Annotated in this window: 13 protein-coding genes, 1 pseudogene and 1 other annotated feature; of the genes and pseudogenes, 9 read left to right on the top strand and 5 right to left on the bottom strand. The window is 61.6% G+C overall.

Translation table 11 applies throughout. The annotated features are described in order from the left end of the window. From AB9K34_RS18025 to AB9K34_RS18005, 5 genes and pseudogenes are all read right to left on the bottom strand, one after another. Positions 1 to 974, bottom strand: a pseudogene (locus tag AB9K34_RS18025) (IS3 family transposase); the annotation flags it as partial. Continuing rightward, positions 829 to 945 (bottom strand) — a sequence feature (AL1L pseudoknot). (Overlaps the previous pseudogene by 117 nt.) Positions 975 to 1,425: 451 nt before the next feature. Next, positions 1,426 to 3,714: a phosphoenolpyruvate--protein phosphotransferase gene (gene ptsP, locus AB9K34_RS18020; RefSeq protein WP_369955814.1), complete on the bottom strand. Its 2,289-nt coding sequence runs from the start codon at positions 3,712 to 3,714 to the stop codon at positions 1,426 to 1,428. Between the two features lie 47 nt (positions 3,715 to 3,761). Beyond that, positions 3,762 to 5,000, bottom strand: coding sequence for an aspartate kinase (locus AB9K34_RS18015; RefSeq protein ID WP_369955813.1), 1,239 nt, complete (start codon positions 4,998 to 5,000; stop codon positions 3,762 to 3,764). A gap of 113 nt (positions 5,001 to 5,113) precedes the next feature. Further along, positions 5,114 to 5,539, bottom strand: coding sequence for a DUF1178 family protein (locus AB9K34_RS18010; RefSeq protein ID WP_369955812.1), 426 nt, complete (start codon positions 5,537 to 5,539; stop codon positions 5,114 to 5,116). A 67-nt stretch (positions 5,540 to 5,606) separates the two neighbouring features. Beyond that, positions 5,607 to 6,071, bottom strand: coding sequence for an NUDIX hydrolase (locus AB9K34_RS18005; protein WP_369955811.1), 465 nt, complete (start codon positions 6,069 to 6,071; stop codon positions 5,607 to 5,609). 328 nt (positions 6,072 to 6,399) lie between these two features. Here AB9K34_RS18005 and paaA point away from each other — a divergent pair, with 328 nt between their 5' ends. From paaA to yidC, 9 genes are all read left to right on the top strand, one after another. Further along, positions 6,400 to 7,392 carry a 1,2-phenylacetyl-CoA epoxidase subunit PaaA gene (paaA, locus tag AB9K34_RS18000; RefSeq protein ID WP_369955815.1) on the top strand — a complete coding sequence of 331 codons (993 nt, stop codon included), beginning with the start codon at positions 6,400 to 6,402 and terminating at the stop codon, positions 7,390 to 7,392. After that, complete coding sequence (gene paaB, locus AB9K34_RS17995) at positions 7,389 to 7,727, top strand: 1,2-phenylacetyl-CoA epoxidase subunit PaaB (protein ID WP_348132444.1); 339 nt, start codon at positions 7,389 to 7,391, stop codon at positions 7,725 to 7,727. Before paaA ends, paaB begins: the two co-directional genes overlap by 4 nt. Then, positions 7,727 to 8,485: a 1,2-phenylacetyl-CoA epoxidase subunit PaaC gene (gene paaC, locus AB9K34_RS17990; protein WP_369955810.1), complete on the top strand. Its 759-nt coding sequence runs from the start codon at positions 7,727 to 7,729 to the stop codon at positions 8,483 to 8,485. Before paaB ends, paaC begins: the two co-directional genes overlap by 1 nt. 1 nt (position 8,486) lies before the next feature. Beyond that, the gene (gene paaD / locus AB9K34_RS17985; protein WP_369955809.1) at positions 8,487 to 8,945 is read left to right on the top strand and encodes a 1,2-phenylacetyl-CoA epoxidase subunit PaaD; all 459 of its coding nucleotides are present in this window, start codon (positions 8,487 to 8,489) and stop codon (positions 8,943 to 8,945) included. An 11-nt stretch (positions 8,946 to 8,956) separates the two neighbouring features. Then, positions 8,957 to 10,024 (top strand): 1,2-phenylacetyl-CoA epoxidase subunit PaaE, encoded by a 1,068-nt coding sequence (gene paaE / locus AB9K34_RS17980; protein ID WP_369955808.1) that lies wholly within the window; start codon positions 8,957 to 8,959, stop codon positions 10,022 to 10,024. 10 nt (positions 10,025 to 10,034) lie between these two features. Then, positions 10,035 to 10,790 carry a Phenylacetic acid catabolic protein gene (locus tag AB9K34_RS17975; protein ID WP_369955807.1) on the top strand — a complete coding sequence of 252 codons (756 nt, stop codon included), beginning with the start codon at positions 10,035 to 10,037 and terminating at the stop codon, positions 10,788 to 10,790. A 107-nt stretch (positions 10,791 to 10,897) separates the two neighbouring features. Continuing rightward, positions 10,898 to 11,791 (top strand): tRNA 2-thiocytidine(32) synthetase TtcA, encoded by an 894-nt coding sequence (ttcA, locus tag AB9K34_RS17970; RefSeq protein WP_369955806.1) that lies wholly within the window; start codon positions 10,898 to 10,900, stop codon positions 11,789 to 11,791. Between the two features lie 68 nt (positions 11,792 to 11,859). Beyond that, entirely contained in the window at positions 11,860 to 13,410 is a 1,551-nt protein-coding gene (locus tag AB9K34_RS17965) for a putative bifunctional diguanylate cyclase/phosphodiesterase (RefSeq protein ID WP_369955805.1), read from the top strand. Positions 13,411 to 13,524: 114 nt separating this feature from the next. Beyond that, positions 13,525 to 15,321 carry a membrane protein insertase YidC gene (gene yidC / locus AB9K34_RS17960; RefSeq protein WP_369955804.1) on the top strand — a complete coding sequence of 599 codons (1,797 nt, stop codon included), beginning with the start codon at positions 13,525 to 13,527 and terminating at the stop codon, positions 15,319 to 15,321. The last annotated feature ends 16 nt before the right edge of the window (positions 15,322 to 15,337 follow it).

Below are 15,337 nucleotides of genomic sequence, written 5' to 3'. Positions count from 1 at the left end.
GACTTGGCGATATCGATCCCGAGTGTTGTAATCTCCATGTGGATGGCTCCCATTCCTTTGTTGGTCCTTTGACAGCACCAGCATGGCACATTGCGATGCCGTCGGGGGAGCCATCCACACCATCATTTCCAGATCCTGCCTGTTGCGCCAAGGGCCCTGGCGATGAACCAACTCGGTTTTGTAGAGACCGTTAATCGTCTCGGCGAGGGCATTGTCGTAGGAATCCCCGACACTGCCGACCGATGGTTCAATACCAGCTTCGGCCAGCCGCTCGGTATACCTGATGGATAGGTATTGCTATCCGCGGTCCGAGTGATGGCTCAAGCTCTTGTTTCCAAGAGGCTTTCTCTGCCAAAGCGCTTGCTCGAGCGCATCGAGTACGAACTGGGTTGTCATCGAGTTGGATACACGCCAACCCACAATCCGCCGCGCGAAAACGTCGATCACGAAAGCGACGTAGACGGTGCCCGACCAGGTCGGCACATATGTGAAATCTGACACCCAGAGCCGGTTTGGCCGATCGGCATGGACCGCGCGGTTGACCTTGTCGTCTGGGCAGGGCCTCGCGGTGTCGGGATTTGTCGTGACGGTCTTCTTGCCGCGCACGACACCCTGCAGCCCCATCTCACGCATCAATCTCTCCACGGTGCAGCGCGCGGCGGCCAAGTTGCCGCGCTTCAGGACATGCCAGATCTTCCGAGCGCCGTAGAATTTGCGGTTCTCAGACCAGATCTTGTGGATCTCGTTCTTCAACTCCAGGTCCCGCCGCGCCCGCCTGGATGCGAGGGAGGGTTCCCGGGCAATTGCCTTCTGTGCGTGATAGGTGGAAGGGGCGATCGGCAGCACGCGGCAGATCGGCTCGACCCTGAACTCCTCCCGGAATTCGTCAATGAAGGCAGTCATTTGCGAAACTGGCGGTGGAGCTCCGCCTGGGCAAAATAAGCGCTCGCCTTCTTCAGGATCTCGTTCGCCTGAGCGGACCCGTCTCGCCAATCGCGCACCCGTCGCGGGCGAGATCATCAGCCGACGCGCCGCCTCCCGGCCACTCAGGCCATCCTCGATACAGCGTTGAAAGCGTCGGCGAATATCAAGCGAAAGCGGTGCAGGCATGGTGCGATCCTCCTGAAAAGGATGAATCACAATCAGGCCCCCATGGAAAGCCCCCGATGCAACGTAAATGCAGAACGCTCTAAAGAGTAAGGCTTGCCCATGATCCACCTCCAGAAAGAAGTGAATCAAACAAATGGCCTCCTGTGAATCCCCTTATCGATTCAGATCAAACGCATAGCGCTTTAAGATCCAGTATAACGACCTTTTGATTGTTCTCAGCGAGTTGCACAAGTTCGGCGCGTCATATAAAATCGGTTTACTATCCGAACCGAGGCTGGTTGGCATTCACCTGAAAGCTCGTTCGGAAAATCAGGCCTATGACGTTGACGTCGTTCCGGGTGCGTTCCCGACGGGGCGGCCTGCGGCGCGGTTCCTCAGGAGTTCCATGACGGCGGGGCGCACGCTTTGCTCGCCGTTTTCACGCGCTACGGTGATGACGTCGCGCACCTCTTCGAGGTTGGAGCGGCGCAAGAGGCTCTTGACGGGGCCGATGGAGGCCGGGCGCATCGAGAGGGACCGGATGCCGATGGCGGCGAGGCATAGCGCCTCGATCGGCCGGCCAGCGTCTTCGCCGCAGAAACTCAGCCGGGTGCCGGTTCGGGCACAGCGTTCAACGATCCGCTCGATCAGACTCAGGAAGCTGACATTCAGGGTATCGTAACGCCGTCGCACACGCTCGTTCTCGCGGTCGGCGGCAAAGAAGAACTGCTTGAGATCATTGCCTCCGATGGAGAGGAATTCGACCTCTTCGAAAAACGCCTCGGGCGCAAACACCATCGAGGGCGTTTCGAGCATTGCCCCGACCTCGAGCGTCTCGGGCAGCACATGTCCCAGCCGCTCTTCCCGCGCGATGGTCTTGTCGACCTCGGCCCGCGCCGCGCGGTATTCCTCGAACTGCGCGATGAAGGGAAACATGATCGACAGCGGACGGCCATTGGCCCCCCGGATCAGCGCCTGCAACTGCATTCGCATGACGCCCGGCTTGTCCAGCCCGACGCGGATCGCACGCCAGCCCAGGGCCGGGTTGGGTTCGTCATTCGGCTTCATGTAGGGCAGAACTTTGTCCGATCCGATGTCCAGCGTCCGGAACACCACCCGTTTTCCATGTGCCGAATCCAACACCCGCGAATACAGCTCGGCCAGCTCGGTCCGCTTGGGCATCTGGTTGCGGATCAGGAATTGCAGTTCGGTCCGGAACAGCCCGACCCCTTCGGCGCCGGACCCTTCGAGCGACGGCAGGTCGGCCATCAGGCCCGCGTTCATGAGCATTTCAATCGTCTCGCCACACTCGGTCGTCGCGGGCTTGTTGCGAATCGAAGCATAGCGTTCCTGGGCATCCGCCTGCATCGCGATCTTGTCACGAAACGCGGTGACGACATTGTCGTCCGGGCGCAGATGGGCCACGCCCTGATCGCTGTCCACCATGATATGGTCGCCGTTCAGCGCCTCGGTGGTGATCCGCCCGGCATGGACCAGCAAGGGGATCGCGAGCGCCCGCGCGACGATGGCCGCATGGCTGCCCACGGCACCCTCTTCAAGCACGATGCCGCGCAGGCTGCGTCCGTATTCGAGAAGTTCCGCCGGCCCGACATTGCGCGCGACCAGGATCGGATCGGGCGGCATTTCCGCGCCGGTCTCGCGCCCCTGCCCCGTCAGGATGCGCAGCAGGCGATTTGACAGGTCGTCAAGATCGCTCAACCGTTCGCGCAGGTAGGAATCGGTCACCTGCGACATGCGCACACGGGCCTGCGATTGCTCTTTCTCGACAGCCGCTTCGGCCGAGAGCCCGCGGCTGATGTCCTCTTCCATACGCCGCATCCATCCCTTGGAATTGGCGAACATGCGATAGGTTTCGAGAACTTGCAGCTGTTCGCTGTCGCCCGTGCGGGACATTTCGAGCATCTCATCGACGCCGACGCGCAGCTGTTCGATCGCCTCGTGCAGGCGTTCCAGTTCGCGGTGCGGATCATCGGCAATCGGATTGGCAACCACCACGCGGGGTTCGTGCAGCCAGACATGGCCCTCTGCTGCGCCTTCCTGACCGGTGGTTCCGCGAAACAGCACCGGCTGCTGATGGCGCGCGGACAGGGCCGCGCCCTCGCCGACAAAGGCGCCCAGTTCGGTCATCTCGGCAATCACCATTGCGACGACTTCGAGCCCGTAGACCTCGTCGGCGGTGTATACCCGCGCATCGCGGGATTGCACGACCAGCACACCCAGCTTTTCGCCCAACCGCTGGATCGGGACACCAAGGAACGAGGAATACCGCTCTTCGCCGGTTTCCGCCATGTAGCGGAACCCCTTTTCGGCGGGCGCGTTCGGTGTGTTGACAATGGTCCCGGTGCGCGCCACCCGACCGACCAGACCCTCGCCCAGGCGCATCCGCGTCTGGTGGACCGCTTCCGCCTCGAGACCTTCGGTCGCGCAAAGCTCCAGCGTTTCTTCATCGCGGAACAGATAGACCGAGCACACCTCGGTGCCCATGCTGTCGGCAATCAGATGGGTGATCTTGTCCAGCCGTGCCTGGCCGGCCACGTTGTTGGCCATAGCATTGCGCAGCCGGCCGAGCAGTTTGCGACTTTCAGTTTCGGTCCGTTCCACCATGCGCCCGGTTCAGTTCCTCTCAAGCAGATAGCCCAAGCGGATCGTGCTCAGGCCGCCTTGTCCAGTTCAAAGGCATCATGCAGGGCTTGAACGGCAAGTTCCATGTATTTCCGGTCGATCAGAACCGAAATTTTTATCTCGGAGGTTGTGATGACCTTGATGTTGATCCCCTCGGTGGACAACACGCGGAACATCTTGGCGGCAACGCCCGTGTGGCTGCGCATACCGATTCCCACCACGGACACCTTGGCCACGTCCTTGTCGACCAGCAATTCCGCGAAATTCAGCGCGCCCGCCTTGCGGGCCTCATCCATCGCCTGTTCCGCGCGGGCCACCTGATTGATCGGACAGGAGAATGTCATGTCCGTGCGGCCTTCTTCCGAGATGTTCTGAACGATCATGTCCACGTTCACGCCGGCCTCGGACAGGGCGGTAAAGATCGTCGATGCAATGCCGGGACGGTCTGCGACAGACAACAGCGTCATCTTGGCTTCGTCACGGGAATAGGCCACGCCGGCCACAACCTTGGATTCCATGATATCCTCCTCATCGCAGACCAGCGTTCCCGCCGTGTCGGATTGTTCCTCAAAGCTGCTCAGCACCCGCAGCCTGACATTATAGCGCATGGCGAGTTCGACCGAACGGGTCTGCAACACCTTGGCGCCGAGACTGGCAAGCTCCAGCATTTCCTCAAAGGCGATCTTGTCCAGCTTGCGCGCCTTGTCGGTAATCCGCGGATCGGTCGTATAGACGCCGTCGACATCGGTATAGATATCACAACGCTCGGCACCGAACGCAGCGGCAAAGGCAACTGCGGTGGTGTCCGATCCCCCCCGGCCCAGCGTGGTGATGCGTCCGTCCGGGCCGATCCCCTGAAACCCCGCAACCACCGCCACGCGCATGCCCTCGGAAAACTTGGCATTGATATTGTCGGTCGGGATCTCCTTGATCCGCGCGCTGGCGTGGGCATCCGTGGTCCGCAAGGGTACCTGCCAGCCCTGCCAGCTGCGCGCGGGCACATCCATTTCCTGCAGGGTCAGCGCCATCAGCCCGGCGGTCACATTCTCGCCCGACGAGACCACGGCATCATATTCACGTGCGTCAAACAGCGGCGAGGTTTCCTCGACCCAGCCCACCAGTTCGTTGGTCTTGCCGGACATCGCAGAAACGATGACGATCACATCATACCCCTTGGCCACCTCGACACCCACGCGTTTCGCCGCGCGCCGGATGCGGTCGAGATTGGCAACCGAGGTTCCGCCGAATTTCATCACAAGTACGGGCATGATGGGCCTTTCCGTGCACCTTAGCCGTCAGTTCGCCCGCCTATATGATAGGGGTTTGCCAAGGGCAAGTGTACAAACCGCCTATCCGGCGCGTCGAAATCGGCCTGCTCGGGCTAGTTGGTCTTGCGATTCGGGGTGAACGGCAAGGGCGCCACCGGGACACCGTCTTCCAGCAGCTTGCGTGCCTCGTCCATACGGGCTTCACCGTATATGGATCGCGCGGGCGCGGTGCCTTCGTACATCGCACGGGCCTCGGCGGCAAAGTTCATCCCGACATAATCCGAGTTTTCCTCGACCTTCCGCCGCAATTCGGCAAGCGCCTGTTCCGCCGGGCTGGCCGGGGCCGAAAGCGCACGGCGCCCATCGGATTTGCGCGCGCTCTGCACGCTCGGGGCCATGATGGCCTTTTCAACGTCCGAACTGCCACATACCACGCAGGAAACCATTCCTGCCTGCATGAGCTTGTCAAAGGCGCTGGCCGACTGGAACCAGCTGTCAAAACTGTGGCCTTCCGCGCATTTCAGAGCGTACTGGATCATTCGGTACCTCGTCACGATCTCAGGCATTAAATATCCGCAACAGCAGCGATTTCAAGCCGCAGGCGGTTTATCCGAGAGATCGAGGATCGAAATCCCGCAGAATACGCGCAAGCTCCGGCTCCATGACCAAGCGCGCGGCCTTCTTGCGAGAGCACCATTTGCGACGACGCTGGTTTACCTCGGGAAAGTCATCCGACACCCCCCTGACCCGAACCGGGTACACCATCGCAAGGCATGCAACCACGTCGCCCGTATCCATCAGCTTGCCGTACGAAAACATGCCCACACAGCGCTCATGGATGTCCCCGCGAACGCCGGCCTCTTCCCACGCTTCCTGCGCCGCGCATTCCGCAGGGGTCATGCCATCCATCGGCCAGCCCTTTGGCACGATCCAGCGCCTCGATCGCCGCGTCGTGATCATCAGCACCTCGACCCGGTTTTCGATGACGCGGTAACACAACGCCGCGAACTGGTTGCGCGCATCGCTCTTGCGGATGGAATCACATTGCGGGGGCAGTTGCTTGATAAACATGGTGTTCACCTGGCCTCTCTCCCCGCGTTGGCGCTGCACGGGTGCGAAGCGATGTCTCTGACCATCCATCCTAGACCGCGAATGTGAAACCTGTGTGACCCGGCGCCGTCACGCTCCCGAATTGTTACAAAAAACAGTCAAAATTCATATTCCGTAACTTTTTCTTGCGAAGAATCACCAGACCGCATATACCGACCATGCGGTCGGCAATGTTTTCATTGATCCGACCCACCGAGGAGACGCAGGACCGGGCGATACCGGCAACCCGACGAATATGCTAAGCTCGACTCAGGCGGCCAGCACACCGCGCGCGAAATGAGGTATGAAGATGTATGCACAGATGGTGAAATCGACCGGTAGCGGGGTCAAGTCACTGGACGAGATGGACCCGCAGGAGCGCGCCTTTCAGGAGCGCATCAACGCCGGTGAAAAGATCGAACCCAAAGACTGGATGCCCGCCGGCTATCGCAAGAACCTGATCCGCCAGATCGGACAGCACGCCCATTCCGAGATCGTCGGCCAATTGCCCGAAGGCAACTGGATCACCCGCGCGCCGACGCTGGAACGCAAGGCGATCCTGCTGGCCAAGGTTCAGGACGAGGCCGGGCACGGGCTCTATCTCTACTGCGCCGCCGAAACGCTCGGCGTCACCCGCGACGAGCTGACCGAGATGTTGCTCGACGGTCGCATGAAATACAGCTCCATCTTCAACTATCCCACCCTCACATGGGCCGATATGGGCGCGGTCGGCTGGCTGGTCGACGGTGCGGCGATCATGAATCAGGTGCCGCTGCAACGCACCTCGTTCGGCCCGTATTCCCGCGCGATGATCCGCATCTGCAAGGAAGAGTCGTTTCACCAGCGTCAGGGCTATGACATCATGATGAAGATGGCCAATGGCACGCCTGCGCAGAAAAAGATGGCGCAGGATGCGCTCAACCGCTTCTGGTACCCGTCGCTGATGATGTTTGGTCCCAGTGACAAGGACAGCGTGCATTCCGCGCAGTCCATGGCGTGGAAGATCAAGATGAACACGAATGACGAACTGCGTCAGAAGTTCGTCGACCAGACCGTTCCGCAGGCCGAATTCCTCGGGCTGACGGTGCCGGACGACACGCTGACATGGAACGAGGAAAAGGGCGGGTACGATTTTGCCGAACCCGACTGGTCCGAGTTCTTTGACGTGCTCAAGGGCAACGGCCCCTGCAACACCGAACGCCTCGCCGCGCGCAACAACGCCTGGGACGAGGGAAAATGGGTACGTGACGGGCTGCTGGCCCATGCCGAGAAACGCGCAAGCAGAAAGGTCGCCGCAGAATGAGCTCTCCGAACTCCGCATATCCCGACACCCCGGACAGTGAAACGCCCCCGCGCCGCCACGAATGGCCGCTTTGGGAGATCTTCATCCGCGGTCAGCACGGGATGAGCCACCGCCATGTCGGCAGCCTGCACGCGCCGGACGCCGAAATGGCCATCATGAACGCCCGCGATGTCTATACCCGTCGCAACGAAGGCGTCAGCATCTGGGCCGTCGAAGCGCGGCACATCGCGGCATCGTCGCCGTCGGAAAAGGGCCCGCTTTACGAACCGTCGGAATCCAAGGTCTACCGGCACCCGACCTTTTACGACATCCCCGAAGACGTGGGGGCGATGTGATGTCCAATCCCGCCTTCTTCGAATTTCTCTGCCGAATGGGGGACAACACCCTCGTGCTGGGTCACCGGGTCAGCGAGTGGTGCGGCCATGCGCCGGTGCTGGAAGAGGATATCGCGCTGGCCAACACCGCGCTCGACCTGATCGGACAGACCCAGATGTGGCTTGGCCTCGCCGGTGAAATCGAGGGCAAGGGGCGCAGCGCAGACGATCTCGCCATGCTGCGCGATGCCTGGGATTTCCGCAATGTCCTGCTGGCAGAGCAACCGAATGGCGATTTCGGCCAGACCATGATGCGCCAGTTCCTGTTTGATGCCTGGCACATAGCGATGCTCGACGCCCTGCAACAGTCCAGCGAAGCGCGCGTCGCCGAGATTGCCGCCAAATCCGTCAAGGAGGCCGCCTATCATGTCGAGCGTTCGGGCGACACGGTGATCCGGCTCGGAGACGGCACGTCCGAGAGCCATCGTCGCATGCAGGCGGCGCTTGACCTGCTCTGGCCCTATGTCGGCGAGTTCTTTGTCGCGGATGAGGTTGACAACGCCATGGCCGAGGCCGGGATCGCCCCCGATCCGGCGTCGCTGCGCGCCGCGTTCGACCGGCGCGTTGCCGATGTGATGTCCGAAGCGACGCTCACCATTCCCGAGAGCGATTTTGCCCACAAGGGCGGCAAGAGCGGCTTTCGCCATTCCGAGCATCTTGGCCACCTGCTGACCCAGATGCAGTGGCTGCAACGCGCCTATCCCGGCGCAAGCTGGTGACATGAAACCCGCCGTTGACCAAGTCTGGGACTGGCTCGACCAAGTGCCCGATCCCGAGATCCCGGTGATCTCGGTCGTGGATCTGGGCATTGTGCGAGAAGTCCGCTGGGACGATGACGCATTGGAAATCGCCGTGACGCCAACCTATTCCGGCTGTCCCGCGACCAGCGTGATATCGATGGATATCGAGACCGCGATGCGCGACCGGGGCCTGACGGACATCCGCATCAAGACCCGGATCAGCCCGCCGTGGACAACCGACTGGCTCTCGGACAAGGGGCGCGCGAAACTGGTGGAATACGGGATCGCACCGCCCCGCCCCGCCGGCGGCCCCGACGCCTGCCCGCGCTGCAAAAGCAGCAATGTCGAACGGATCAGCCAGTTCGGTTCGACCCCCTGCAAGGCCCAGTGGCGCTGCCGGGACTGCATGGAACCTTTTGACTATTTCAAGTGCATCTGAGGAGATCACCCATGGCGCGTTTTCACCCGCTTACCGTCACCGATGTGCGCAAGACGATCCGTGATGCGGTCGTGGTCTCGCTGCAACCCGCCGATGGCGGCGATTTCGACTTTACCCAGGGCCAGTACCTGACCTTCCGGCGCGAATTCGACGGCACCGAACTGCGCCGTTCCTACTCGATCTGCGCGGCCAGGTCGGACGGACTCTTGCAGGTCGGCATCAAGAAGGTCGACGGCGGCGCGTTCTCGACCTGGGCCAACGAAGACCTGCAACCCGGCGACACGCTCGAAGCGATGGAGCCGATGGGCAGTTTCTTTACCCCGCTGGACCCCGCACAGGCCCGGAACTACCTCGGTTTTGCCGGTGGCTCGGGCATTACGCCGGTGCTGTCGATTCTCAAGACGACGCTCAGGGCGGAGCCGCGCAGCACGTTCACGCTGGTCTATGCCAACCGCAGCGTGAACACGATCATGTTTCGCGAAGAGCTCGAGGATCTCAAGAACGAATATATGGGCCGGCTGACCGTCATCCATGTGCTTGAGTCCGACGCGCAGGATATCGACCTGTTCACCGGGCGCGTCGATGCCGAGAAATGTGCCGCGCTGTTCCGGCACTGGATCGACATCACCTCGATCGACACCGCGTTCATCTGCGGCCCCGAACCGATGATGCTGGGCATCGCGTCGGCGCTGCGCGAGCACGGGCTCGACGATGCGCAGATCAAGTTCGAACTCTTCGCCAGTGCCCAGCCCGGACGCCTGAAACGCAAGGCCACCGCCACAGGTGACGCCGGCAGCGCCAAGACCACCGAGGCCAGTGTGACGCTGGACGGATCGGCGCGCAGCTTTACCATGGACAAGGACCAGACCGTGCTGGACGCGGCGCTGGAAAATGCGATCGACGCGCCATATGCCTGCAAGGCCGGGGTGTGCTCGACCTGCCGCTGCAAGGTGCTTGAAGGCGAGGTCGAGATGGTCGCGAACCACGCCCTGGAAGATTACGAAGTGCAGCGCGGCTACGTGCTGTCCTGCCAGTCGTTTCCGGTCACCGACCGGGTTGTCGTCGATTTCGATCAGTGAGGAAACCGCCATGGCCGAAGACATGAGCATCGAAAGCTATCTGTCCCAGGGCGGCAAGCTGAGCAATCCGACCAACGTGCCCCCGCGCTACCGCGCCGAATTGATGAAGATGATGGCGACCTTCGTCGACAGCGAACTGGCCGGTGCCGCCGGATTTGCCGATGTCATCAACGCCGGACCCGGCATCAAGGAACGCATCGCAGCCGCCAAGATCGTTCTGGAAAAGACCGACAATGCCGACGCGGTTCTCCGGTTGCTGGGGGAATTCGGCGCGGATACCGCGCGCTATGCCACAAGCCATCCCTGGACCTCGCGCCTGCCCCGCGACAGCGAGATCGGCAGTCGGCGCAGCGAACATGACATGCGCCTGTCGGTCCTGAACTACCCGCTTGACGGCTGGGTTGATGCGGTCACCATGAACCTCTGCATGGGGCTTGCGGTCGGTCAGCAGCTTGGCGAACTGCAACAGGTCTCGTATCAGCCCCTCGCAGACGCCATTCGCCGGGTTGCCCCGATTGAAACACGCCATGTCGAACTGGCCGAGGAAGGGCTCGCCCGGCTTGTCGAGCAAGGGCAGAGCGACGCCATCGCAACCTCGGTCGCCTATTGGCGTCCCCGCGTGGAGCCGATGTTCGGGGATGTCCCGCAGGAGCGGTTCGAGCAATTGCGCAACTGGGGCCTGCGTCACCGCAGCAACGGTGAACTCGGCGCATCCTGGAACGCGCAGCTTGACAAAAGCCTGGACCGGCTCGGCCTCGCCGTCTGAGGCGAGCGCACCGACCGGTGACACGCGATGCGTCCGACGTTCGGCAATCCGCAGGCCGGATGCAGAATCCCGTTCAAACCCGCCACGAAATGGCATAATGCGGTCGCATGTTAGATCATGACGACGAAATCCATCCGCTTTTCTCCGGCGCTCCTGCCAACACCGCGTTCAAAAAGCTGCGCAAGCGCATCGTTCGCCAGACCCGCGAAGCGATTGATGCTTATGGCATGATCGATAACCGGGAGGGCGATCCGCAAGCGCCCCGTCCCCGCTGGCTGGTGTGCCTGTCCGGTGGGAAAGACAGCTATACCTTGCTGGCCGTGCTGCACGAGTTGCAATGGCGCGGCCTGCTGCCGGTCGACATCCTGGCCTGCAATCTTGATCAGGGGCAACCCGGCTTTCCCGCTACGGTATTGCCCGAATTTCTGGAACGCATGGGTGTGCCGCACCGCATCGAATACCAGGACACCTATTCCATCGTGGTCGACAAGGTGCCCGCCGGGCGCACGTTCTGCGCGCTCTGCTCGCGCCTGCGGCGCGGCAATCTCTATCGCATTGCGCGCGAAGAAGGATGTTCCGCAGTCGTGCTGGGGCATCATCGCGACGACATTCTCGAAACCTTTTTCATGAACCTGTTTCACGGCGGTCGCCTGGCCACGATGCCACCCAAGCTGCTCAACGAAGAGGGCGATCTCTTCGTGCTCCGCCCTCTCGCCTATGTCGCCGAGGCCGATTGCGAGAAATTCGCTGCCGCCATGCAGTATCCGATCATCCCCTGCGATCTCTGCGGCAGTCAGGACGGGTTGCAACGCCAGCAGGTCAAACAGATTCTCGATGGCTGGGAAGCCAATAGTCCGGGGCGTCGCCAGGTGATGTTTCGCGCGCTGATGAATGCGCGTCCATCCCATCTCCTCGATCCGAAACTGTTTGATTTCGCCGGACTTTTACGCGATCCGGACAAGAATAGCGAAAATCCGCAGGAAATTCCGCTGCTGCGTTAACCGCAAGGTCAGAGACCGGAACCTAGTTTGCACTGAGCCAGCGCTGCCAGTTTGCGAAAGGTAAAGTCATGACCAATCCACTGCCCGGACTGCTGACCCGGTTGCAGGACCGGATCGCACCGATCCTGACCGGTCCGCCGATCCTGGCATTCTTGCCGGCGATCACGCTCGCGGCGTTCTGGTTTGGCGGCGAACTGGCGCTGCTCCTCGTCTCGCTCGGCTTTCCGCTGCTGATTGCCTCGACCGGGGCGTTCATCGGCCCCCGGTCCGGGCGGGCGCGTGTGCCGCGCGACAGCGTCACCGGGCTGATGCTGCGCGACGGGTTCGATGCGACGCTCGAGCATGTCTACAAGGCCGCCGCGACGCCCGGTCTGCGCTCGGCCTGTTTCGTGCTGGAACTCGACGATCATGGCAAGACGGTCGACCGGCACGGCCAGGCGGCAGCCGACCTGCTCCTGCAACGCAGCGGCACGCGGCTGCTGTCGACGCTGCGCGAGGGCGACACCGTGGCGCGCATGGGAGATTCGCGCTTCGCGGTCTGTCTGATGCCGGTGCGCCAACTCGATCTCGAACTCTGCATCCAGATCTCGGGCCGGCTGCAATCCGCGCTGGAAGAACCGGTTTCGGTCGACGGGCTGTCGGTATACCTGTCCTGTTCGATCGGTTTTTGTCTGCGCAGCCGCGCGCCGGGCGACACCGCGCAGGAGTGGTTGACCGCCGCATCGGACGCGCTCGCGGAGGCAAAGCAGATTTCGTCCTCTTCCATCCGCGCCTATTCTGCCGAGACCCGCAAGAAATCGAACCTGCGTTCGGAATTGCGCGATGCCGCTGCCAGCGCGCTCGAAAACGGCAGGATCCAACCGTGGTTTCAGCCGCAGATTTCCACCGATACCGGCAGGGTGACGGGCTTTGAGGCGCTCGCCCGCTGGACACACCAGACCCATGGGCTGATCGCCCCGGACACGTTCCTGCCAATCCTGGAAGAGGCCGGGCTGATGCAACGGCTTGGTCAGGTCATGCTTTATCAATCCCTGACGGCGCTCAAGGCCTGGGACAAGGCCGGGCTTCAGGTTCCCTGCGTGGCGGTGAACTTCGCCACTGACGAGCTTCGCAATCCGCGACTTGTCGATAGCATACGCTGGGAACTCGACCGGTTCGATCTGGCGCCCGAGCGGCTGTCGGTCGAGATCCTGGAAACCGTGGTTTCCGATTGCCCGGACGATACCGTTACCCGCAACATAGCAGGTCTGGCCAGTCTGGGGTGTCGTATCGATCTGGATGACTTTGGCACCGGTCAGGCTTCGATCGCGGCCATCCGTCGCTTTGCCGTCTCGCGCATCAAGATCGACCGCTCATTTGTCACCAAGGCCGACCGCGACCCGGACCAGCAGCGCCTCGTCGGCGCGATCCTGTCGATGGCCGAGCGACTGGACATGGAGACGCTTGCGGAAGGCGTGGAAACCGTCGGCGAACACGCCCTGCTCGCCCAGCTCGGATGCGATCACGTGCAGGGTTTTGGCATCGCCCGCCCCATGCCTTTTGAACAGACGCTCGAATGGGCCGCCAGCCACACGGCCAAATTGCGCGAAGCGCCCAGAATCGGGCGCGACATCGGCTAGTTTGCCGCGCGACAGGACCTGCAAGGGGGGAAAACCGGGCGAATCCGCTTGACCTTCCCGGCGCTACTCTGTTGAACCCACCCTGTCATAGACTGTACAAGGTGGCTGTCCCCGATGGACGATCAGAACAAGAATCTCATTCTCGCAACCGCGCTCAGTTTCGTGGTGATCCTCGTGTGGTTCGTTCTGTTCCCGCCCCCTGAACCCGAGCCTGCCCCGGAACCCGATGCAATGGCTCAGGACATCGAGGGCGAAGCTCTGGCCGCCGCCCCGACCACTGCGGATGTCGCCGCCTCGCCCGCCGCCCAGACGCAGGTGCGTGAAGAAGCGCTCGCCGAGGCCCCCCGGATCAAGATCGACACACCGCGCCTGACCGGCAGCATATCGCTTCTCGGTGGCCGTATCGACGACCTCTCGCTCAAGGATTATCGCGTCACGCGTGATCCTGACTCGCCGATCGTCAAGCTGCTGTCGCCTGTCGGCACCCCGTCTGCCTATTACGCCCTCTACGGCTGGGCGCCCGGAGCCGGGCTGACGCTGGACGACGTTCCCGGTGCCAACACGGAATGGACGGTCGAATCCGGCGATACGCTGGCAGTCGGTTCGCCGGTGACGCTCGCATGGGAAAACGGCAACGGCCTGACCTTCCGCCGCGAATTGTCGGTTGACGACGAGTACATGTTCACTGTCAGCCAGTCGGTCGAAAACGGCTCGGGCGGCACGGTCAGCCTCGCCCCCTATGGGATTCTTGCCCGGCACGGCGAACCCGCGGACCTTAAGAATTTCTTCATCCTACACGAAGGCGTCGTTTCGATGGCCGACGGCACGCTGGAGGAAATCGACTATGACGACATGTCCCCGGCCGCCGAAGCGGCAGAAACCGCCATCACAGAAAATGGCTGGATCGGCTTTACCGACCACTTCTGGATGTCGACGCTCATTCCCGAACCGGGCACGCCTTTCAAGGTCAGCGCACTGCACGACACATCGCGCGACATCTACCAGACCACCGCCAAGCTCTCGACGCAAACCGTGGCCGATGGCCAGACGGTGGATGTGACCACACAGCTCTTTGCCGGAGCCAAGGAATGGAACGTCCTGCGCAACTACGAAAAGGGCGGCATCCAGAACTTCATCGACAGCATCGACTGGGGCTGGTTCTTTTTCCTGACCAAACCGATCTTCTGGCTGCTGCACAATATCAACCTGCTGATCGGCAACATGGGTTGGTCGATCATCGGCCTCACCCTGATCATCAAGGCGGTTCTGTTCCCGCTGGCCTACAAGTCCTACGTCTCGATGGCCAAGATGAAGGAACTGCAACCGCAGATGGAAAAGCTGAAGGAATCTGCCGGTGATGACCGCCAAAAGCTGCAGCAGGGCATGATGGAACTTTACAAGAAGGAAAAGGTGAACCCAGCCGCCGGCTGCCTGCCCATCCTCTTGCAGATCCCGATCTTCTTTTCGCTCTACAAGGTGATCTTCGTCACCATCGAACTGCGTCAGGCCCCCTGGTTCGGTCCGTTCCAGGATCTTTCGGCACCCGATCCGACATCGATCATGAACCTGTTTGGCCTGTTGCCGATTGCCGGACCCGAGCCGGGAACGCTGATGGCGACGATCTTTATCGGCATCCTGCCCCTGCTGCTTGGCATTTCCATGTGGCTGCAACAAAAGCTGAATCCGGCGCCCACCGACCCGACACAGCAGATGATCTTTGCGTGGATGCCCTGGGTCTTCATGTTCATGCTCGGCAGCTTTGCCAGCGGCCTCGTGGTCTACTGGATTGCGAACAATACCATCACCTTCACGCAGCAATACCTGATCATGCGCAGCCAGGGCTACAAGCCGGACGTGTTCGGCAATATCAAGGCGGGCTTCAGCCGGAAGGCCAAGTCGGAAAAGGAATGATCGGCGCGGGCCACAG

The sequence above is a fragment of the Sedimentitalea sp. XS_ASV28 genome (genome assembly GCF_041224545.1).
Classification (GTDB): Bacteria; Pseudomonadota; Alphaproteobacteria; order Rhodobacterales; family Rhodobacteraceae; genus Sedimentitalea.
This window is presented reverse-complemented; position numbering and strand designations above follow the sequence as displayed.